Annotated in this window: 22 protein-coding genes; 7 read left to right on the top strand and 15 right to left on the bottom strand. The window is 32.5% G+C overall.

Going from position 1 to position 21527, the window contains the following annotated elements; translation table 11 throughout:
• Positions 1 to 45: 45 nt before the first annotated feature.
• From QZ286_RS09300 to QZ286_RS09235, 14 genes are all read right to left on the bottom strand, one after another.
• Positions 46 to 1452 carry an aldehyde dehydrogenase family protein gene (locus QZ286_RS09300; protein WP_291256689.1) on the bottom strand — a complete coding sequence of 469 codons (1407 nt, stop codon included), beginning with the start codon at positions 1450 to 1452 and terminating at the stop codon, positions 46 to 48.
• A 9-nt stretch (positions 1453 to 1461) separates the two neighbouring features.
• Entirely contained in the window at positions 1462 to 2451 is a 990-nt protein-coding gene (locus QZ286_RS09295) for a cob(I)yrinic acid a,c-diamide adenosyltransferase (RefSeq protein ID WP_291256688.1), read from the bottom strand.
• A 12-nt stretch (positions 2452 to 2463) separates the two neighbouring features.
• Positions 2464 to 2736: a EutN/CcmL family microcompartment protein gene (locus tag QZ286_RS09290; protein WP_291256687.1), complete on the bottom strand. Its 273-nt coding sequence runs from the start codon at positions 2734 to 2736 to the stop codon at positions 2464 to 2466.
• 14 nt (positions 2737 to 2750) lie between these two features.
• Positions 2751 to 3452, bottom strand: coding sequence for a flavoprotein (locus QZ286_RS09285; protein WP_291256686.1), 702 nt, complete (start codon positions 3450 to 3452; stop codon positions 2751 to 2753).
• Between the two features lie 55 nt (positions 3453 to 3507).
• Positions 3508 to 4128 (bottom strand): phosphate propanoyltransferase, encoded by a 621-nt coding sequence (locus QZ286_RS09280; RefSeq protein ID WP_291256685.1) that lies wholly within the window; start codon positions 4126 to 4128, stop codon positions 3508 to 3510.
• Positions 4129 to 4137: 9 nt separating this feature from the next.
• Complete coding sequence (gene pduA, locus QZ286_RS09275) at positions 4138 to 4416, bottom strand: propanediol utilization microcompartment protein PduA (protein WP_176846659.1); 279 nt, start codon at positions 4414 to 4416, stop codon at positions 4138 to 4140.
• A gap of 27 nt (positions 4417 to 4443) precedes the next feature.
• Positions 4444 to 4857 (bottom strand): BMC domain-containing protein, encoded by a 414-nt coding sequence (locus tag QZ286_RS09270; RefSeq protein WP_291256684.1) that lies wholly within the window; start codon positions 4855 to 4857, stop codon positions 4444 to 4446.
• The gene (locus QZ286_RS09265; RefSeq protein ID WP_291256683.1) at positions 4854 to 5228 is read right to left on the bottom strand and encodes a glycerol dehydratase reactivase beta/small subunit family protein; all 375 of its coding nucleotides are present in this window, start codon (positions 5226 to 5228) and stop codon (positions 4854 to 4856) included. Before QZ286_RS09265 ends, QZ286_RS09270 begins: the two co-directional genes overlap by 4 nt.
• Position 5229: 1 nt before the next feature.
• Positions 5230 to 7044: a diol dehydratase reactivase subunit alpha gene (locus tag QZ286_RS09260; RefSeq protein WP_291256682.1), complete on the bottom strand. Its 1815-nt coding sequence runs from the start codon at positions 7042 to 7044 to the stop codon at positions 5230 to 5232.
• A 21-nt stretch (positions 7045 to 7065) separates the two neighbouring features.
• Positions 7066 to 7575, bottom strand: coding sequence for a diol dehydratase small subunit (locus tag QZ286_RS09255; protein ID WP_291256681.1), 510 nt, complete (start codon positions 7573 to 7575; stop codon positions 7066 to 7068).
• Positions 7576 to 7597: 22 nt separating this feature from the next.
• Positions 7598 to 8263, bottom strand: a complete 666-nt coding sequence (locus QZ286_RS09250; RefSeq protein WP_291256680.1) for a propanediol/glycerol family dehydratase medium subunit — start codon at positions 8261 to 8263, stop codon at positions 7598 to 7600.
• Positions 8264 to 8279: 16 nt separating this feature from the next.
• Positions 8280 to 9944: a propanediol/glycerol family dehydratase large subunit gene (locus tag QZ286_RS09245; RefSeq protein WP_291256679.1), complete on the bottom strand. Its 1665-nt coding sequence runs from the start codon at positions 9942 to 9944 to the stop codon at positions 8280 to 8282.
• Positions 9945 to 9997: 53 nt separating this feature from the next.
• Positions 9998 to 10789: a propanediol utilization microcompartment protein PduB gene (gene pduB / locus QZ286_RS09240; protein WP_291256678.1), complete on the bottom strand. Its 792-nt coding sequence runs from the start codon at positions 10787 to 10789 to the stop codon at positions 9998 to 10000.
• A 111-nt stretch (positions 10790 to 10900) separates the two neighbouring features.
• The gene (locus QZ286_RS09235; protein WP_291256677.1) at positions 10901 to 12007 is read right to left on the bottom strand and encodes an iron-containing alcohol dehydrogenase; all 1107 of its coding nucleotides are present in this window, start codon (positions 12005 to 12007) and stop codon (positions 10901 to 10903) included.
• Between the two features lie 135 nt (positions 12008 to 12142).
• On the opposite strand from QZ286_RS09235, the gene QZ286_RS09230 reads away from it, so the two are divergent.
• The 7 genes from QZ286_RS09230 (at position 12143) to asrC (ending at position 19627) form a co-directional block, all read left to right on the top strand.
• Entirely contained in the window at positions 12143 to 14056 is a 1914-nt protein-coding gene (locus tag QZ286_RS09230; RefSeq protein ID WP_291256676.1) for a response regulator, read from the top strand.
• Positions 14053 to 14724, top strand: coding sequence for a response regulator transcription factor (locus QZ286_RS09225; RefSeq protein ID WP_291256675.1), 672 nt, complete (start codon positions 14053 to 14055; stop codon positions 14722 to 14724). Before QZ286_RS09230 ends, QZ286_RS09225 begins: the two co-directional genes overlap by 4 nt.
• A 15-nt stretch (positions 14725 to 14739) precedes the next feature.
• Positions 14740 to 15552, top strand: a complete 813-nt coding sequence (locus QZ286_RS09220) for a PocR ligand-binding domain-containing protein (protein WP_291256674.1) — start codon at positions 14740 to 14742, stop codon at positions 15550 to 15552.
• 117 nt (positions 15553 to 15669) lie between these two features.
• Positions 15670 to 16539: a LysR family transcriptional regulator gene (locus tag QZ286_RS09215; protein WP_291256673.1), complete on the top strand. Its 870-nt coding sequence runs from the start codon at positions 15670 to 15672 to the stop codon at positions 16537 to 16539.
• A 164-nt stretch (positions 16540 to 16703) separates the two neighbouring features.
• Positions 16704 to 17741, top strand: a complete 1038-nt coding sequence (asrA, locus tag QZ286_RS09210; protein ID WP_291256672.1) for an anaerobic sulfite reductase subunit AsrA — start codon at positions 16704 to 16706, stop codon at positions 17739 to 17741.
• Positions 17742 to 17745: 4 nt separating this feature from the next.
• The gene (gene asrB / locus QZ286_RS09205; RefSeq protein WP_291256671.1) at positions 17746 to 18555 is read left to right on the top strand and encodes an anaerobic sulfite reductase subunit AsrB; all 810 of its coding nucleotides are present in this window, start codon (positions 17746 to 17748) and stop codon (positions 18553 to 18555) included.
• Positions 18556 to 18571: 16 nt separating this feature from the next.
• On the top strand, positions 18572 to 19627 hold the full coding sequence (gene asrC, locus QZ286_RS09200; RefSeq protein ID WP_291256670.1) for a sulfite reductase subunit C: 1056 nt from the start codon (positions 18572 to 18574) through the stop codon (positions 19625 to 19627).
• Between the two features lie 46 nt (positions 19628 to 19673).
• Here asrC and QZ286_RS09195 read toward each other — a convergent pair whose 3' ends face one another.
• Positions 19674 to 21524, bottom strand: a complete 1851-nt coding sequence (locus tag QZ286_RS09195) for a fructose-specific PTS transporter subunit EIIC (protein ID WP_291256669.1) — start codon at positions 21522 to 21524, stop codon at positions 19674 to 19676.
• Positions 21525 to 21527 lie beyond the last annotated feature (3 nt).

The raw sequence follows: 21527 nt of genomic DNA, 5'->3' as shown, positions 1-21527 counted from the left end.
AGAAGGATGAAAACTTCATCCTTCCTATCAAAACTCAAATTTTTTCTATTTTATTGAAAGTCCTCCAACAAGAACACATCTTCTATTTCTAGCAAAGCTTTTTGCAGAAGTTAATCCCTCTCCAGTAGGTCCTGCTATAGTAAATGTAGTATGTCCCTCTCCACCTACTCCTATTCCTGCATATGAAGGTCCATTTTTAACTAAAATAGTTGTCTCCATCTCTCTTGCATATTTTGTTAATACATCTATATTTTTTGAGTGTATCATTGAAGTGTGTCTTAAGCCATGCTCTAACTCCTTAGAAACTTCTATTCCTTCCCAAGCATCTTTGACTCTTATAATTGGAAGAATAGGCATCAACATCTCTTTAACTGCAAAAACATGTTTTTTGCAAGTCTCCATTATGATTACTCTAACTTCATCTCCAACTTCTATTCCTATATCTTTTAGTATAACTTTAGCATCTCTTCCCACATATTTTCTGTTAGGTTCTCCATTTTTTAATGTTATCTCTGCCAATTTTTTTATTTGTTCCTCATCTTTTATTAAATATGCACCATTTTTTTGCATCTCAAATATTAAATAATCTGTAATTGAGTCTACAGCCACTACCTCTTTTTCAGCTATACAAGGAAGGTTGTTGTCAAAACTACATCCTGCTACTATATCTCTTGCAGCCTTTTCTATATCTGCTGTTTCATCTACTAATACTGGTGGATTTCCAGCTCCAGCTCCAATAGCTTTCTTTCCACTAGACATTACACTTTTTACTACACCTGGTCCTCCAGTTGCAACTAGCATCTTAACATCTGGGTGAGCCATCAATTTATTTGTATTCTCTATACTTGGCTCATCAATAGTTACCACTAAGTTTTCTGGTCCTCCTGCTAATCTTATAGCTTCATTTACAAGCTCTACTGCTCTTAAAGATGTTTTCTTTGCTCCTGGATGTGGAGCGAAAACTACAGCATTTCCAGCTGCTATCATTCCTATTGAGTTACATAGTATTGTTTCACTTGGATTTGTTGAAGGAGTTATTGCTCCTATTACCCCATATGGAGTTAATTCTAAAACTGTTAATCCATCATCACCACTAAAAGCAAATGCTCTCAAGTCTTCAACTCCTGGTGTTTTTTCTATTGTAACTTGATGTTTTAGAGCCTTGTCATACACTCTTCCCATTCCAGTTTCAGCTACTCCCAATTCTGCTAACTCTTGAACATATTTTGCTAGATGCTCTCTTATTGATTTTATTATCTTATCTCTAACTTCCAATCTTGAATCAAATAGCTCTCTTTGAGCCTTTTTAGCTGCTGCTACTGCCTCCTCAACACTGTGAAACACTCCATTTTTTCCACAACAAACTGTATTATCTCCTTCAAGATTTAGCTTATTAAGCTCTTTCATTATTAAATTAACTACTGTTTCCATATTGTTTGCATCTATATTCATCTTTTCCTCCTATATCTTCTCAAAAGCTTCAACACAAGCTTTGGCTACTGCTGTATCCTCTTCAACACTTCCACCACTGACTCCTACTGCTCCAACTATCTCTCCATCTATCTTCAGTAGTTCACCGCCACCAAAAACTATATATCTACTATCATTTTGTAGTCCATATAGTGATCCTGTTGGTTTAGTTAATTCTGTTAAATCAGAGGTAGCTATTTTTAAAGCTGCTGCTGTATAAGCTTTTTTAAAGGCTATATCTATACTTGCAAAAATAGCTTCATCCATCTTTGCTTCCAAGATAAGTTTTCCATCTTTACTCACTACTGCAATAACAAAATCTAATCCTAACTCCTTAGCTTTTTTCTCTCCTGCTTCTACTATCTTTTTAGCACTCTCTAAATTTAATCTTTTTTGAACAATATTTAAATTATTTAAAATCACTTTTGAAATTGTTTTTACTTTTATATTATCTTCTACTACTCTGGAAATTACAAATAACACATCTGATACTCTATTTACATATTTTAATAGTCTTGGGTCGATACCCTCTTCTCCCTTTAGAGCTACCATTCGTCTTTCACTTCTTCTCACTACTGTTCTAGCTATATGTAAACTTGCACTCTCTATGCTCTCTCCAGGGATTATAAATTTATATAGTGGAAGTAGTGTCTTAGAATACTTATCTATCACTCTTTCTAGCTCCTCAATATCACTATCCTCTATACTCTCTTTGAGCTTTCCTATCCCTTTTTTATCACTAGCTAGATGAGCTCCTACTACTAAAAATTTTTCCTGTATTTTATATAGAATATCTTTTAATTCCCTATCTTCTAATCTGGCTCTAGCTTCTCCTATAAAGGCTGCTGCTTCATCTATACTGCCATAAGCCTCCACTTTTAGACTATCTTTGGAAATTCTACTTCCTCCAAATAATCCTGTTTCTCCTGAGTCACCCTTTTTTGTATATACCTTTATCAAATTGGTGTAGACATCTTTCAACTGTATCACCACCTAATTTTTTTCTATTGTATCTATTATTGCCACAATAGCAGAATCAATAGCTACATTTCCATTTTCAGCAAAAGCATAAGCAGATACACTTCCTGTTGTAATTAAAACTAAATCTCCTATTCCAGCTCCTACACTATCTATGCTTACAATCCTCTTTTCATTTACTAGATTTCCGTCCATATCTACTGGAGCTGTAATTAGGATCTTCTTTCCATTCAATCCCTCATCTTTAGTTGTAGAAACAACCTTTCCAACCACTTTTGCTAAAAACATAAGACCACCTTCCACTATTTTTCCTGCTTAAACAAAATTCTATTCTCTTGAGCTTTCTCTTTAGCTAATGTTGTAACAATAGCTTCTTTAGAAATTATAACTTTCTTATCTTTTATACTAAAGATATCATCTGCTGTAATTATCTTTTTATCCTTCAAATTCAAGTATTGATTTTTTTGCTCTTTCAATACATAGTCAGCTAAATCTTTACTTTCTACAAAAGCTATTCCATAACTTTGTAATTTCTTTATATTTAAATTTAGTTGTTTTCCATACTCATTATCATCTCTAACTCTACATGAATCATACACAGCAACTATTTTTTTCCCAGCTAAAATCGCCTTTGATATCACATAGGTTGAGATATTATCTCTTATTCCCACTGCTACTTTTGCACAAGTATTTTTAGTCAATAGTGGTAACAAGATAATTTCATTTTGGTTTATCAAGCTACTACAATTCTCCATTGTAATGTTTTCTTTTATCTCGAAGTTTTTTAATTTTTCCTCTCCAACTATCTTTTTCCCAGCTTCTGAAAAAATTACCTCTACTTCATACTCCTGTTTTATCTTCTCTAACTCTACTAATATTTGATCAAGATTAGCAGTTCCACCATTTATTATTACTAATCCTCTCTTCTTTTTAGAAATACTCTCTTCCTCTAATCTCTTCAATACCTCTTTTACTATATAATCTACCATAAGATTAAATTCCATTTTACACCCCTTTTATCAGGGTTTTTATTTAGAGGACACCCTAAGGTGTCCTCTCTTAATCCCTTATTATTTTTACATAATCATCATTTTTAAGTCCAGCAGCGTTGGCTTCGTCCATATCTAAATGTATCTCCTTTGCCATATTACTTCCTACTCTCAAAAGTACATTGTATAGCACTACTTTTCTTTCGCCAGAAGTCTCTACTTTCACAAGTTCTCCATCTTTATACCCTTTTATATCAGCTATATATTTAGGCATATGTATGTGTCTTCCAGCTACTATTACTCCTCTTTCTTTAACAATACTTCCCTTTGGACCTATTATTTTTATTCCAGGAGTTCTATCCAATTTTCCTGACTCTCTTATTGGAGGTTTAACTCCTATTTTAAAACTATCTGATATTGATACCTCAACTTGTGTCTCTTTTCTCACAGGACCTAAGATTCTCACACCTTCAAATCTTCCTTTTGGTCCCTCAATAGTCACTGTTTCCTTTGCAGCAAATTGACCTGGTTGTTTCATATCTTTCATCTTAGATAAGCTGTATCCCACTCCAAAAAGCTCTTCTAAATCCTCTTGAGAAAGGTGTATATGTCTATTTGAAACTCCAACTACCACCTCATCAGAGATAACTTCATTTAGAACCTCTCTCAATGTACTCTCTAATGATTTCATAACTCATCACTATTTAACTAATTTTGGAAGTAATTTTTCTGTATCTGTATGTGGTCTTGGAATTACATGAACTGATTCTACTTTTCCTACTCTCTCAGCTGCTGCTGCTCCTGCATCTACCGCTGCTTTAACAGCTCCTACATCTCCTCTTACCATAACAGTTACTAATCCAGATCCTATTTTTTCATATCCTACTAACTCTACATTAGCTGATTTTGTCATTGCATCTGCTGCTTCTATTGCTCCTACTAATCCTTTAGTTTCTATTAATCCTAATGCGTTTCCCATTTTGATTCCTCCTTATTATTTATCATTTTATTTGTTTTTTCTATTTTTTTTACCAGTTGTTTCAACTACCTCTATTTCAGTAGCTTCTTTCTCTTGCTCTACAACCTCTTCTACCTGTTTCTCTTCTACTTCCTCTTTTATCTCTTCCACTACTTCTTCTGTCACTTCAGTAGGTTCTACCATTTGTCCCACTTCAACAGAAGGTCTTGCTATAACTAATTTACTAACTACAGTAGTCAATCTCTCAGCAGCCATAACTCCAGCTTCTACTGCTGCTGTTACTGCAGATACCTCTCCTTCTATCTTAACAGTAACCATTCCACCACCTTTTGTAAGCTCAATTCCTATCAATCTTACATTGGCAGCTTTTACAGCTGTATCTCCTGCTTCTATTGCTCCCACTAGACCAACTACCTCTATCAATCCTAGTGAACTTATCATTTTTCCCCTCCTGTCTCCTCTGGGATAATAAATGGATTTCCCTTGATCAATCTAGCACCATTAATTCCCAAAGCTCTTAGGATATCATTATTACTATGAATATCATATTTAAATAATGGTTTTTCTAATTTTAACTTCTCATGATAAAGAGTGATCTCTTCTCTTCCAATCCCTATTCCTACCTGTAGCTTAGATTCTTTTGCTCCGTTATACCCCAATATCTTAGCATCAGGCTCATTACAGCTCCTTAGTATAAATGGTATCTCTTCCTCTTCTATTCCCCATAGAATATTACTCAATCTCTCATCTATCTCTATTTCTGAAAAATAGAAAATATTAATTCCTATCTCCTCTTTTTTTCCTCTCTGCATATTACTCACCTTCATAAGAGAGAGCTAATCCTGTTGCAACTGCATTTCTTGGTCCCTCTACTCCTCTTATATTTCCTCTTCCTGCTACAACTCCATAGTATGATAGTTTATCTGTAACCATTTGAGGAACTTCAAAGTCAAGTGATGAACCTCCCACAAGTACCACATGCTCTATATCTCTTATATTTCCACTTGGAGTAACTTTCTTCAATGCCCTTACAGCATTTACCACAAAGACCTTCTCCTTAGCATCCCTTCTCACTCTCTTAATCTTCTCAATAGGTTCATCTAATTCCAATGGAATCATTGCCCCCTCTTTTAAGATTACTACTCTTGCAAATGTTTTTGGATCCAGTGGTTCATCAAAGAATTGAACACTTCCATCTTCATGTCTTATATGAAATAAACTCTCCACTTTTGCTAATGGATATTTTTTTATATCTTCAGCTAAATCAAAGTTGCCTAACCCTAGCTCTTTATCTATTAGCATTGTTACCATATTTCCAGCCCCTGCCAAATGACAAGAAGCTATCTTTCCATCTCTAGTTATTACAGAAGCATCTGTTGACCCTGCTCCCATATCTATTATAGCCAGTGGTTTATTTGTTCCCGGTGTTGTTAAAGCTCCTATTATTGCCATCTCTGCCTCTACTCCTCCAACTACAACCCTCTTTTGGAGTTTTTCTTGTAGATCATTGGCTATCATCTCCATTTGTAATCTATCAGCCTTTACCATTGCAGCTAATCCAATGGCATTCTCCATTGAAAACTCCTCTGCAATTCCCCCTTTGACCTTTTTAGGAACAAAAGTATTCACTGCCAATAGGTCCTGAATATTGATATTTTTAGGATCTTGGTTAGTAAGTTGTGCCATTACAATTCTTACTTTCTCCAACATTCCACCAGCATTAGTTCCCTTTTCTCCCCAGATATCAGTTACTGGATAACAAACTTCTAAAGCTTCCATTATCTCCTCAGCACCCTTATCCACAGGGATATCTCTATTTTTACTCTCACCAGCTATATGTATAGATCCTGCTGGAATAACTCTTGATTTTACATCTCCCTTTGGAGTTTTTATAACAACTGCTGATCTATTTCCTATTAATGCTCTTGAAATTGGAACTATCATTTTAGTCTCTTCTGAATTTAACTTAAATAAAGTTGCTATTCCATATGGATTGGAAAGCATTGAGATTACTTTCCCCTTCTCTGCCACTTCCAATGCTGTCAACATATTTACTGGTATCTTTTCAAAATAAAGTACTTCATCTACAATTGGCATCTTTCTATTCAATCTATTATTTATTAAGACTGCATCATCTTTTTGAGCTATGGCACCCTTTATCTCAACTCCTCTTTCCACCCACATATTTATTATGTTAGCTGCTTCCTGGAAGTCTATCTCTTTTGAAATAAGTGCTACTATCTCTTTTCCAATCATAGTATTATCTATTTTTTCAATAGGAGTGGATATCCCCACTCCTATCCCTGCTCCCCCTGGAGTAGTAGGATTATGACCTATCATAGTAGATTCTGTTATTATAGTCTCTGTTATAGTTTCCATAGCCACATCTCCAATTACTGGAGCTGCCTCATTTATTCTCACCAAAGATAGTTCAGAGATATCTCTTCCGGCTTTTTTAAAAGCTTCATTTAAAGATGAGAACACTCCCTTCACATTCTCCTTAGTTCCTTTTATTCCAGTTGTCTTAGCTATTCCACTACTCAAAACTCTTATATCTTTTCCATTTACTTCAGCTAGAGTACTCTCTGTTGTTGCATTTCCTATATCTATCCCTATAATAAGTTTCATTCTTCCTCCCTACTGGAAAGATTAATCTTTTCTTAATCTATCTCTTTTTTCATATAGTTCTGCTGCCTCTCTTACAAATTCAGCATTTACTTTTGCAGCATATTTATGCTCTAACTCATCAGCTATCTCTAATAACTCTGCTTTTGTTGCTCTATATGGTCTTAAATAGTTATATATCTCTAATATTCTATCGTCAGGTATAGATATCAATTCTGCTGCTCTTCTTAAGTTTCTTGCAAAAGAGTGTCTATTTACACTCTCAGCTACTTGAGCTTGCATCTCAAGAGTTTCTGGAGCTATTCTACAGTCTGCTGCTCCTATTGTTCCATTCATTACATTTTCCATTGTAAACTCATCTAATTTCTTTCCAGTAGCTGATTTTACTACATCTGCTTTTTTCTTGCTCAATGGATAATCTTCTTTAGTTGTTGTTCCACAAGTTTTTGTTACTGTATTTATACTATTGCTCTCTCCTTTAGCCATAGAAAGCATAACTTCTCTTATCATTTTTTCAAGTAATTGTTGGTCCAAATCATTCACCACCCTTAAATTCTTATTTGAAACTTACTTTTAATTCAACTGGTTTAGCGTTTACTACAACGTGTTCAGTCTCTTTGATATGTAATAATGCTGCAATAGCTTGATATTTAGGTCTTGCCATCTGATCGTTCATTTGAGTTACTGGTTTTGGAGATTCTCCTTTAGCATACTTAGCAGCATTTTTTCCTATCATTCTGTAGTGCTCTCTCTCTAATAATGGAGCTTGTGGGAATAATTCTAAGTTAGTTAATGGGAATAGATCTTTTTGGTGAATTACTGTTGTCCCTTTAGATTGTATTCCTATTCCTATTCCTGATCCACTTAATTTCGCTCCGTCATTTGCTAGTATAGAAACATCTGAAGTTCTTAAAACTCTAATTACTCTTGGAGTTAATCCCTCTTCCTCTATTCCAGCCATCAACTCTTTTAATACATCTATATGTGGTATATGAGTTATTGTTTCAGTTTGGAATTTTCCAAAAGCTGGTGCTAAAGCTATTACCACTTCATCACTCTTTGTACTCTTCTTAGCTTCTCCAACTTCCTCTATAACTAAATTTCCAGATGTAACTACTTTTTTCTCCTCTTTTACTGGAGTAGGAGTAGCCACTTCCTGTCCTGCATATCTTCTTATAACTTCTTCTATTAATCCTCTGATTTCATTTTCATTAAGTTGCATCTGTTACCTCCTACTACTATTTGATTTTTGATGCATCTACTGCATTTCCAATATTTGAAAGTTCTTCCCATCTTTCTGCAGAGATTTGATATCCTGTTCCAGGTCCACTGTAATCATTTCTATCATTAACTGCACTGATTACATTGAAATCTCTATCTAAGATAGCTGATGTATGTAAGTGGTCTCCTGCTACTCTTAATTTCATAAGTTTTAGTAGATCAGATGCAACATCATCAAATCCTTTTGTTTTAAGAGCTTTTACAACGTCCATTCCTGTAATTCCTCTTTCCATCATCTCTGTTGCAGCTTTCATATCTGCTACCATATCTCTTTCAGGCATATCTTTACTTCCATGAGCATATGTTGCTGCTTCTACCTCTGCATCTGTGATCTCTGGTAATCCCAATGCTTCAAACACAGCTTGAATTGCTTTAGCAGCTTTATTTCTAGCTCTTACAACATCTTCCTCTTTTACCGGTCTCAATCCAGCATCTATTTTAAGGTCTCTTTGAATTATATTCCAGTCATCATAGTCTTCTGCGTCCCAGTTTGATCCTGCAAACATATTATCATAGTTAGGTGTTGAACTGTATCCTGAACAGATAAAGTCAGTTCCAGGAATCATTTGCATTAGTGATCTTGCTACTCTTCTTAAATCTGAGTGAGTAAATGTTTGGTCATTACTTGATGCACACTCTAGGTCTAACATCATAGCTACTAAGTTTTCAGCTAATATCTCTCTTACTCCACTTGGTACTGCTCCCGGTACTCCTACACAACTTACTGAACCATTTTGAATTCCTTGAACCCCTGCTCCTTTAGTTATGAACAAGCAACGAGCTTCTAGATATAACATTGAACATCCTTCAGCATATCCCATCAATACCTCTGATCCACTTCCAGATGTATATCTCATTTTTAATCCTCTAGATGCATAAGCTGATGCTAAGAAAGATTTTGACCATGGAGTGTCATCACCATCTATAAATACTGGCTCTGTTCCATATACTGATACTGTTTCTGCATAAGCAGTTAGTCCTCTCATTCCTAATAATAACTCTGTAGCTTCCTCAACTGAACATTGAGTAAGTATTCCAGGTCTACCAACTTGTGATCCAACCAATAGAGCTATTGCATTGAAAGGAGCATATCTTGTTACAGCTACTGTTGTTTCCTCTTCAGCAAATCCTCTCAATGAAGCTTCTGCTGCATCTGCAGCTATCTGTACTGGATTATCTTTTAAGTTAGTAACGTGACATTGGTTAGAAGGAGTTTTTCTAGCTCTCATCTTGTTAACTGCCATCATCATCTCTAGTACAGACATTTTTCCCATTACCTCTGCAACTTTTGCAGGAGTTAGAGATAGAGTTATCTTTAATATCTCATCTCTAGATACGTTTATATCTACAAGTTTTCTAGCTATTTCTAATGAATCCATAGCCATAACTTTTTCTGCATTCTCTACTACTATTCCATAATCTGCTATAAAGTGATCTAGTAAGTCAAAGTCCTCTCTTCTCTTCCCATCTAGTTCAACTATTTTTCCATTTACAACCTTTACACTTGGTTTTGGATCCAAAGGAGAGTTCATTGATATTAACCCTACTTCTGGCCACTCTTTTACATATCCATCTTTATTTACAGGTCTTTCACCTAACACTTCAAAACGTTTTGATCTCATTATAACCTCCTATTTATTTCCTCCATATCTATTCTTCAATAATGAGCCTCTCTCTAAATATATGGAGTTGATGATGAAGGAGCTGGTCCTCCTAAAGTTTCAAGTAATTTAACTCCTACTTCTTTAGCTGCAAGTATTGCTTGTCTTACTGCTCCAGAATCTCCACATATTGTTAATATTACTTCATTTGAGAAACTTGTTCCTTTGGCTGGTGAACTATATCCTAAAACTTCAACATTAGCTGCTTTAAGAGCTATATCTGCTATTACTACCCCTATTGCTGCTGGAGCTCCAACTATTAGACCAAAAGATTTTCCTAGTGGTGCATTGAAAGCTTTGTTACAAGCATATGATGCTCTTGCTGTATATTGTAATTCAATATGCCCTGCATCATTTCCATATACATCTCCAAATTTTTCAGTTACTGCTGCTATTGCAACCTCTACTGCTCTTTTAGCATCTGACACATCTTCAGCACCAAATAATATTAATGATCCGTGTCCTGCTCCACCTTTTGTATCTCTAGGAAGTTCAATAGCAATAACTTCTGTATTAGTTGCTTTTACAGCCTCATCTGCTGCCATAATAAATGGTCCTGCACCTGTTCTAGCTCCAATTATTCCAATTGAACGATATTTTTTATCTAATCCCATAGCTTCGTGAAGAGCTGGATCTACATTTGCTATTACAAGCCCTATTCCATCTCCATGTGTTGTTACTCCAACAAATTCAGTTAAACGACACTCTCTTGCAGGTACACACTCAACTTTTGGAGCTTCTCCACTCTTTTCTTTTAATTTTTCCATCACTTCTGCCATCATTTTTTCAACTAAATTGTCTTGCATTAAATTACCCCCCTTAATACTAGTCTCTATAAAAAAAACATATCACATTGTAATTATAAAAATGTAAAATGTCAGAAAAATGTCATTTTTTACTTTTAATAAAACAGATTTTTAATATATCATTTCAAAAATCTTTTTCATATCCTCTAGTGTAACTCTCTTTAAATTTCCTGATGTACATATATCATTCATAGCTACCTCTGCCATCTCAGGAATAAGAGATCTATACAAACTCTCCTCTACACCCAAATCTCTAACACAGCTTTGAATTCCTAATCTCTCATTTAATACCTCTATAGCTATAGCTAAACTCTTTGCTCCCTCTTCAATTGTATTTGCTGGTAACTCCAACTCTTTAGCTATCTCATAATATCTTCTTGCTGTTTCTAAATCTGTTGAATTGAATCTAATCACATATGGTAAAACTACTCCATTTGCTCTTCCATGAGCCTTATGAAATTTTCCTCCTATATTATGGGCTATACTATGATTTATTCCTAACCCCGCCTTCTCAAAAGAAAATCCAGCTATACATGAAGCTTTTCCCATCTCCACTCTAGAATCTCTATCAGCTATATTCTCAAACATCTTTAAAAGATTTTTGAATATAGTTTTTATTGCATAAAGTGCATATATCTGTGTATAAAGATTTGCTCCTTTAGAGGTGTATGCTTCTATTGCATGAGTTAATGCATCTATTCCACCATCTGCTACCACTGATTTTGGTAGTGTTTTTGTAAACTCTGGATCCAATATAGCTATCTTTGGTATCATCTTATTATCTTTAATTGGTATCTTCACCATATTTTTTGTATCAGTTATAACTGCATAAGAGGTAACCTCTGACCCTGTTCCACAAGTAGTTGGAATAGCTATCACTGGAAGCTCTATTCCAGATCTCCCCATAAAATATGAAACTGCCTTAGCAGAATCCAGTGTTGATCCTCCACCTAAAGCTATAATCTTTTCTGGAGAAAACTCAACTACTTTCTCTAGTGCTTTTTTTATAGAATCTAATGATGGATTCACTTCAATTTCACTAAATACTTCATAAACAATACCTTTTCTTTTTAAAATATCCTCTATTTTTTTACTCATTCCAATTTTTTCCATCATTGGATCTGTCATAAAAAAATATTTTTTACAAGATATTTGATCTAAAACTTTTTCTGTGTCTATCCCTGCAAATATCTCTGTATCTGCCTGAAATATCTCCATTTTTATACCCCCTTAAAAAAAAGTAGTTGCTATATTTTTAATATTCATATATTATTAAAGTAAAATGTCACATCAATGTCACTATATATTTTTTTAAAACATTATAACTAAAATTTATACTTAGTGGGGTAGGTTATGAAAATACATAAAAAAATAGCTTTTTTCAATACGATTCTTTTTTCTTTAAATACTTTATTGATAATTTATCTTTTAAAACCTCAAGAAAATTTCTCGATATTTAATAACTTTTTATATGTTAAGATTTTTTTTACAACTGTTATTTTTTTTCTAATCTCAAATTTTTTAGCAAAATTCACTCTATTAAATATCTATAAAACAATAGAGAGATTTGATGAGATCATCTCTCTTGTAAACGAAAAGTTTATTACTGAATTAAAAAAAGAGTTTGCAAATATGGAAGAGTGTCTCTATCAAGTTTTCTCCTCTATTAAGATTGATATTTTAGATATCTTAGTCAAAGAGGGAGAGATAAGAAAAGAGAAGGAGAAAGCCCAACTTTTAAGTGATGAGCTCCAGCAATTAAATAAAAATCTTGAGGAGATCGTTTTACAAAGAACGAAAGAATTAAGTATCTCCAAAGAGAATGCAGAATCAGCAAATAGAGCAAAAGATGAATTTCTAGCCAAAATTAGCCATGAGATGAGAACACCACTCACACCTATTATTGGTTATTCAAGATTACTTCTCAAAGAAAATGTGGATCCTAACTTCAAAGAAAAATTGGATATCATTCATACCTCTGGAGTTAAGCTACTAAACTTTACAAATGAACTTCTTGATTTTTCTAAAATAGAGTTGGGAAAAATTGATTTAAATTATGAAAGTTTCTCTGTTAATGAACTTTTTCAAGAGATTTACTATGAACACAATGCTCTCGCCTTACAAAAAAATCTTAAGTTTGAATTGGAGTTTTTACAAAAAGATAAATATATATACTCAGATAAGATGAAAATTTATGAAATTGCTAAAAATATTATTCATAATTCTATTAAATATACAGAAAAAGGATTTGTGTTATGTGAAATTGATATTAAAGATAATTACCTATATTTTAATGTTTATGATAGTGGTATTGGTATTGAAAAAGAGAATTTAGAATATATTTTTGAAAGCTTTGGACAGATTAATAAACTATCTTCTGGGGCTGGACTCGGTTTAAGCATTAGTAAAAAATTAATTGAAATTTTATTAGGAACAATCCAGGTAGAAAGTAAACCAAATGTTGGAACAACATTTAAAATAAAAATACCTATTGAAGTTTATTATAAATATGGTGAGAATTTTTCAGCAGCTTTAAATAAACTTCTCAATTCAAATAATGAAAAACTAAAATCTATTATTCTTATGAGTATCTTAAAATTTCCAATCAGATTAAAGAAATTGAAAGATGCTTATAAAAAGCAAGATATAGATCTTTTGAGAGAGACTAACCACCTTATTCAGGGAACTTACGGTAATCTTAATCTCACTTTGATCTATGAAACATCTCTCAAGATATCTACAGAACTAAAAAAAGAGAACATCAACTTTAATGCTATTTTATATTTGATTGAAGAGATGGAGAAAATGACTCATACCTTAGATTACTCTGATCTATTTAATCAATATCTCAATTTTAGAGAGGAAAAACTTTCTCTTTTAATAGCTGAAGATGTAGAAGATAATCGAGAGTTTTTAAAATCAATTTTAGTTTCAGAAAATATTGAGGTTACCTGTGTTGAGAATGGTTTACTTGCCTTAAAGCAACTACAGACTAAAAAATTTGATGCCATATTCCTAGATATTAGAATGCCTGTTATGGATGGACTTCAAACTATAAAATATATTCGTGATAAGCATCTATACACCAACACACCAATACTTGCTCTAACTGCTCAAGCTATTATTGGAGATAAAGAAAAATACTTACCATATGGTTTTGAAGGATATATTACCAAACCTATAAATGAGTCTGTACTTTTTAGTTATCTATATTATGTAGTCAATTGGAAGAAATTATTACCAGATGAAAAAGGGGAATTACAATGATAAAATTATTGATAGTTGATGATTCAGAAGAGACAAGAGAGCTCTTAAAAATGGTACTTTCAAAAAATACCAATTTGGATATCTCTGAAGCATACAGTTTAGCTACAGCTATAGAAGAGATAAAAAGAACCATACCTGATATTATTCTTTTAGATCTCTCATTACCTGATGGTAATGGAAGTGAGATCTGTAGTAAAATCAGAACTTGTCCCAATATTTATGGGAATCCATTTATTTTAGCTTTAACTGCTGATACATCTCAAGAGAGTGTCAACAAAAATCTTAGACTTGGTTGTGACGACTATATTAAAAAACCTTTTGATTTTACTGAATTATCTATACGTATTGAAAAATTTATTGAAAGAGTTCCTATAGTAAAAGATTATATATCCTATGAAAATATTAAGCTTTTCCCTAATAACAAAACTGTACAATACAATGATGTATTTGTCACTCTATCTAAAAATGAGTTTGAAATACTTCAATACTTCATATTGAACAGAGGGCTTCTACTATCTAGGACAAACATTTTAGACAATGTTTGGAGTGATAATTTTGATATCAGTGATAAAGCTGTAGATCAATGCTTAAAAAGATTACGGAAAAAATTACCTATACTTAATGATTTTTTAGTTTCTAAACGTGGATTTGGATATATTTTAAAATAAAGTTGAGGTATTCTTATGAAAAATAAAGAAAATTTATCAGAGTATTTAGATATTGAATTTTTTCAAACTATTCAGGATAAATTAGCATTTGAATTTGGAATTGGTAGTATTATTACTGATATTAATGGAAAACCGTTAACAAAACAGAGTAATTTCTCAGATTTTTGTAGCAAATGTATCAGAGGAACAGAATTAGGATTTAGAAGATGTATGGAGTGTGATTCCTATGGTGGAAATAAAGCCAAGGAAATAAAAAAACCTATCATCTATAAATGCCATGCTGGTCTTATTGATTTTGCTAGTCCTATCATTATAAAAGGAGAGATTGTAGGTTGTTTTCTATGTGGTCAGATACTATCTGAAAAACCTGATGAGAATAAATTTAAAGAGATAGCTAGAGAGTTAAATATAGATGAAGAAAAATACATTACAGCCCTAAAAAAGGTTAAGATAATTCCATATGAAAATATTGAATATGCTGCTAATTTTTTATATGAACTCTCTTCTAAACTCTCAAACTTCTTAGATTATCAAGAAATTGGTATGAAAACAAGTAAACGTTGCTTTAATAGTATTAGTAAATTTGATAATTTTTTGTGGAGACTTAAGCTAAGAAATTTTATTACTAATAATACTATATCAAACTTTCAAGGTTTTTTTAAAAGAATCCACGATACACTTTTTAAAAAATTTAATATTGATGATGAAAAACTATATAAAATTCAACACAATATCTCTTTCTTATCGGAAGAGACAAATAATATTTCACAAAAAATAAAAAATACAGAGAAAAATTACTCTAATTTTGACATAAACTCTTTTAAATAATAGGTAGAATAATTGTTCTACCTATTATTTAGTATTTAAATTTATAATATTTTGGAGAGATTTAATAAAACTTTAAAATAGGGAGGGAGTTACTGAAATTTATTCAGTAGCAGAATTATGAATTTAAAACATTTACTCATATTTATTGAGGTTGCTTCTTGTAAAAAAATGAGTCTAGCCGCAAAAAAACTATCTATGACACAGCCTGCAGTAAGCAAAGCTATCTTAGATTTAGAAGAGTATTATAATGTGAAACTTTTTGAAAGATATCCAAGAGAATTATGCATTACAGATATTGGAAAACTATTTTTAGTACATGCTAAAAGAATTACTAATCTCTGCAATATCTTAGAAGAAACAATGAAAAGTTCAAACTATGTTCAACCTATACAGATAGGAGTGACTATTACAATTGGAAATTTCTTTTTAGAAAAGATATTAAATACATATAAAGGTAGAGATAAACTGAAAGTTTTAGTTAATAATACCAATAAAATTGAGGAAAAATTATTAGCCAATGAATTAGATCTAGGAATTGTAGAGGGAATTGTTAAGAGTAATCATCTCATTGTTAAACCTATACAAGAGGATAGATTAATCTTAGTTTGTGGAAAAAATCATAAATATTTTGAAAGAGATGAGGAGATAACACTACAAGAGTTGCAGTATGAATCCCTTATAATACGTGAACAGGGAAGTGGAACTAGAGATATCTTTGTAAAATATGTAGAAGATAGGGGTTACTCTCTCAATATTGGCTGGGAATGTAGTGAAACTAGTGTGATTATAAAGGGTGTTATAAACAATTATGGAATAACTGTTATCTCTGAATGTTGGGTACAAGAGGAGTTAGCCCAAGGGAAATTAAAAGTAATAAAACTAAAAGATTTTAACTTAACTCGAACTTTTAATTTAGTGTATCATAAAAATAAATTACTATCTCAAAACTTAAGGAAGTTGATCAATGAACTCTCTTTAAAAAAATAAAGTTCAATAAAAAAAAGTTATATAACATACAACTAAAAGTAATATATATTTGTTAATTTTTCATCAATAAGTCTTAAATTTGATCAGTTAAACTCTAAATAGTGATATAATTGAAAAAGGTAAATTAAAATATTGAAACCATTAAAAGAAAAGGAGGAGTTTTAATGGGTTATAAGTTAACTTTTGATGAATTTAGCAAAGTTTTAAAAGAATTAAGTAAGGAGAATAAGATCTATGCTCCTAAATGTTTTCCAAAACAAGGGAGATACTCTGATACTGATATAATTAGATACGACAAAATTAAATCAGCTGAAGAGATTGTATTTGATCTTAAATCTACTTATGCTACAAAAGAAGTATATCACCCTATAACTGAAACTATTTTATATTTTAACGATGGAGATTACAAAGAAAAAAGAGTTACTGATGATAGACCTATCATAATATTTGCTAGAGCATGTGATATCCATGCTATTGAAAGATTTGATGAGATCTTTTTAAAGAATGGTGGGTTTGAAGATTATTACTATAAAAGAGTTAGAGAAAAAGTGAAGTTTGTAGTTATGGAGTGTCCTACAAATGGTTGGGATACTTGTTTCTGTGTATCTATGGGAACAAATAAAACTGACAACTACATCTTCGGTATAAAAGTAGATGGAGATAGTGTTTCTATCGAAATAAAAGATAAAGAGTTTTCAAAATATTTTGAAAATCAGGAAAAAATGGATTTCAATATCTCTTTTGTTGAAGAGAATATAAGAAAGGTAAGAATTCCAAATATTGATACTCCTGAACTTAGAAATAAAGTTAAAAACTTAGATATGTGGAAGGAATTTGATAAGCGTTGTTTAATGTGTGGAAGTTGTACTGTAGCATGTTCTACTTGCACTTGTTTCACAACATATGATGTAAACTACACACCAGATTCAGATGCAGGTGAAAGAAGAAGAATAACTGCTTCTTGTCATGTTGATGGATATTCAGATATGGCTGGAGGTCACTCTTTTAGAAGAACTGCTGGAGAGAGAATGAGATTTAAAGTTATGCATAAGATACATGATCATATGGCTAGATTTAAAACTCATAATATGTGTGTAGGTTGCGGAAGATGTGATGATAGATGTCCTGTATTTATCTCTTTCTCAACAACTGTTAATAGATTAGCTGACGAAGTAGACAAATTGAAGAGAGGGGAGGAGTAGTATTATGGAAAATATCATTATGCCAAAACCATATAAAATTTTAAATATAACAAAAATGACAAATATAGAGTATCTATTTAGAGTAGAATACCCTTTTGCTGAAAATATAAAATTTGGACAATTTATGCAACTATCTTTACCTAAGGTTGGAGAGTGTCCAATATCTGTTACTAATTTCTCTGCAGAAGAGGGTTGGGCAGAATTTTTAATCAGAAAAGTTGGGGTTGTTACAGATGAGATCTTTAATTTACAACCTGGAGATATAATTCCTATGAGAGGTCCTTATGGAAAGGGATTTGATCAAGTTGATATAAATGGTAAAAAAGTTATCATTGTTACTGGTGGATCTGGATTAGCACCTGTTAGATCTCTAATTCATCATATCAATAAAAATCCAGAACAAGTGGAATCACTAGAGTTATTATTCGGATTTAAAGATCAAAATTCAATTCTATTCAAAGATGAAATTGTTAACTGGAGAAAAGATCATCCTATGATTTTAACAGTTGATAAAGGGTGTGGAATTGATGGTGAATGTGTTGGTTTAGTTACTGAATATGTTCCTCAATTAAAATTAACTACAGATGATTTTGATAATGTGGAAGTTATAATAGTAGGACCACCTAATATGATGAAATACACAGCTTTAGAATTTGAAAAATTGGGAGTTCCAGCAGACAAAATTTGGCTTTCTTTTGAGAGAAAAATGTCTTGTGCAGTTGGAAAGTGTGGTCATTGTAGAATAGATGAAGTCTATGTATGTTTAGACGGACCTGTATTTAATTATACTAAGGCTAAACATATGGTAGATTAGTCGGTAGGAGGTTATTATGAATCATGATATTAATATAAATAAATTAAAAACAAACTGTTTTCGTCAATCTAAAGTTCCTGGAGAATTTATGCTTCAAATGCGTGTTCCTGGTGGATTAATAGATGCTAAATACCTATCTGTAATTCAAGAGATTGCTGAAAAATGGGGAAATGGAACTTTCCACCTTGGATTGAGACAAACTTTTAATGCTCCTGGAATTAAATATGAAAATATAGAAGCTGTTAATGCTTTTTTACAAGACTATATTAAAGATATTGAAATAGATCTATGTGATGCTGATATGGAATCTGATTGCTCTGGTTATCCAACTATTGGAGCTAGAAATATAACTTCTTGTATCGGAAACTCTCACTGTATCAAAGGAAATATAAATACTTGGGAGTTAGCAAGAAAATTGGAAAAAGAGATATTCCCTAGCCACTACCATATCAAAATGTCTATCTCTGGTTGTCCTAATGACTGTGGAAAAGGACACTTTACTGACTTTGGAATAATCGGTGTAACTAAACCTATATATTTAAAAGATAGATGTATCGGTTGTGGAAGATGTGTTAAAGTGTGTGAACATGCTGCTACTAGAGTTTTAAAACTTGTTAATAACAGAATTGAAAAAGATACTTGCTGTTGTGTAGGTTGTGGAGAGTGTGTTGAAGCTTGTCCTGCATCAGCTTGGGTAAGACCTGAACAAAAATTATATAGAGTAATTTTAGGAGGTAGAACAGGTAAACAATACCCTAGAATGGGAAAAATGTTCTTAAACTGGGTTACTGAAGATGTTGTAGTTGCAGTGGTTAAAAACTGGCAAAATTTCTGTGCTAATGTACTTCATCACAAACCTTTCTATATACATGGTGGACATCTAATCGATAGAGCTGGATATCAAAAATTCAAAGAGATTATCCTAGATGGAGTTAAATTAAATCCAGAAGCTCTAGTTGCACAAAGAATATTATGGGCTGAAACTGAGTATAGAGCTAATATCAATGTTAGACCAATATCTCAACACCCTAGTCCTGGAGAAGTATACGTTCCAAAAACAACTGAAGAGTAAAAATAAAAGAGGGTAGAATTTTCTATCCTCTTTTTGTAAATAATAATTATTCAGTTATAGGTTTTTTTAACATTCCCAATAATAAAGCCGTAACAACTGATCCTGCTATTACTGCCACTAGATACATCATTGGATTCGTCATCACTGGAAGTACAAATAATCCTCCATGTGGTGCTGGTAATTGCACCTTAAATAACATTGATAATCCCCCTGCTAATCCCGCTCCTATTACACACGCTGGAATAACTCTCATTGGATCTGCTGCTGCAAATGGGATTGCACCCTCTGTTATAAATGAAGCTCCCATTATATAACAAGTTTTTCCTGCCTCTCTCTCATCTTTAGTAAATCTATTTTTATATATAGTTGTTGCTAAAGCTATTCCTAAAGGAGGAACCATTCCACCAGCCATTACTGCTGCGTGAGGATAATAATTTCCAGCTGCTATCATTGCAATACCAAATGTAAAACTTGCTTTATTGATAGGTCCACCCATATCAATAGCCATCATCCCTGCAACAATAACTCCAAGTAAGACTAAGTTTCCTGTACCAAGTCCACCTAAGAAAGATGTCATTCCATTATTAAGAAATACTACAGGAGTTAAAATAACTTTATACATCAATACTCCTGTTATTAAGATTCCAAATACGGGATAGAATAAAACAGGTTTTAATCCTTCTAAACTTTCAGGTAAAACTCTCAGTACTTTTTTTAATAAAAGAACTATATATCCACCTAAAAATCCACCAATTAATGCACCTAAAAATCCAGCTCCATTATTTGCTGAAATAAGTCCAGCTACCATTGCTGGTGCAAATCCAGGTCTATCTGCTATACTCATTCCTATAAATCCAGCCATTACTGGCACCATTAGGAAAAAGGCATTTTTACCACCAATATCACTTAATAATGTTGCTATTGGACTAAAACTTGGATCTGCTGGATCTGCTGCTTTTATTCCAAACATAAATGAAAGTGCTATCAATATTCCTCCACCTACAACAAAAGGCAACATATTTGAAACACCAGACATTAAATGCTTGTAAAATCCTTTTTTCTCTCCAGAACTACCTGCTGTTTTTCCAGATTGAGCTTTATATATCTTTGCTTTTTGTTCAACTGCATTTTTTATAAGCTTTTCAGGATTTTTTATTCCCTCTACAACTGGAACAATCTCAACATGTTTCCCATGAAATCTATCCATCTCAACATTTTTATCTGCTGCTACTATTATTCCTTTAGCATTTTTTATCTCTTCATCAGTTAATCTATTTTTTACTCCAGTAGAACCATTTGTTTCTACTTTAATAGCTATTCCCATCTCTTTAGCTTTTTTCATAAGGGTATCTGCTGCCATATATGTATGGGCTATTCCTGTTGGACAAGCTGTAACTGCCAAAACTGTAAAATTTTGATTGTTATACTCTTTCTCTTCTTCTTTAACCTTTCCCTCGTCTAATAATAAATTTAAAATCTCATCTTTTGTTTCTGCCTTAAGTAAATTTTCTCTTAAATTATCATCCAATAATAGAGTTGTAAGTTTTGATAGTACTTCTATGTGTGAATCTGTTGCATCAGCTGGAGCAGCTATCATAAAAAATAATTTTGAGGGTTCTCCATCAAGAGAATCATAATCAACACCTTCTAAAGATCTTCCAAAGGCGATACTTGGAATTTTCACTGCTTTTGTCTTAGCATGAGGAATAGCTATCCCCTCTTCTAGTCCAGTAGAGCTTTGAGCTTCTCTTTTTAAAATCTCTTTTTTATACTCTTCTCTATCATTTAATCTACCATTATCCATCAACATACCTATCATTTCATCTATGACTTCTTCTTTTGTTTTTCCTTTAAGATTTAAATTCATACAATTTTTAATAAGCATATCTTTTAACATTTT

The sequence above is a fragment of the Fusobacterium sp. genome (genome assembly GCF_019012925.1).
Lineage (GTDB): Bacteria > Fusobacteriota > Fusobacteriia > Fusobacteriales > Fusobacteriaceae > Fusobacterium_A.
This window is presented reverse-complemented; position numbering and strand designations above follow the sequence as displayed.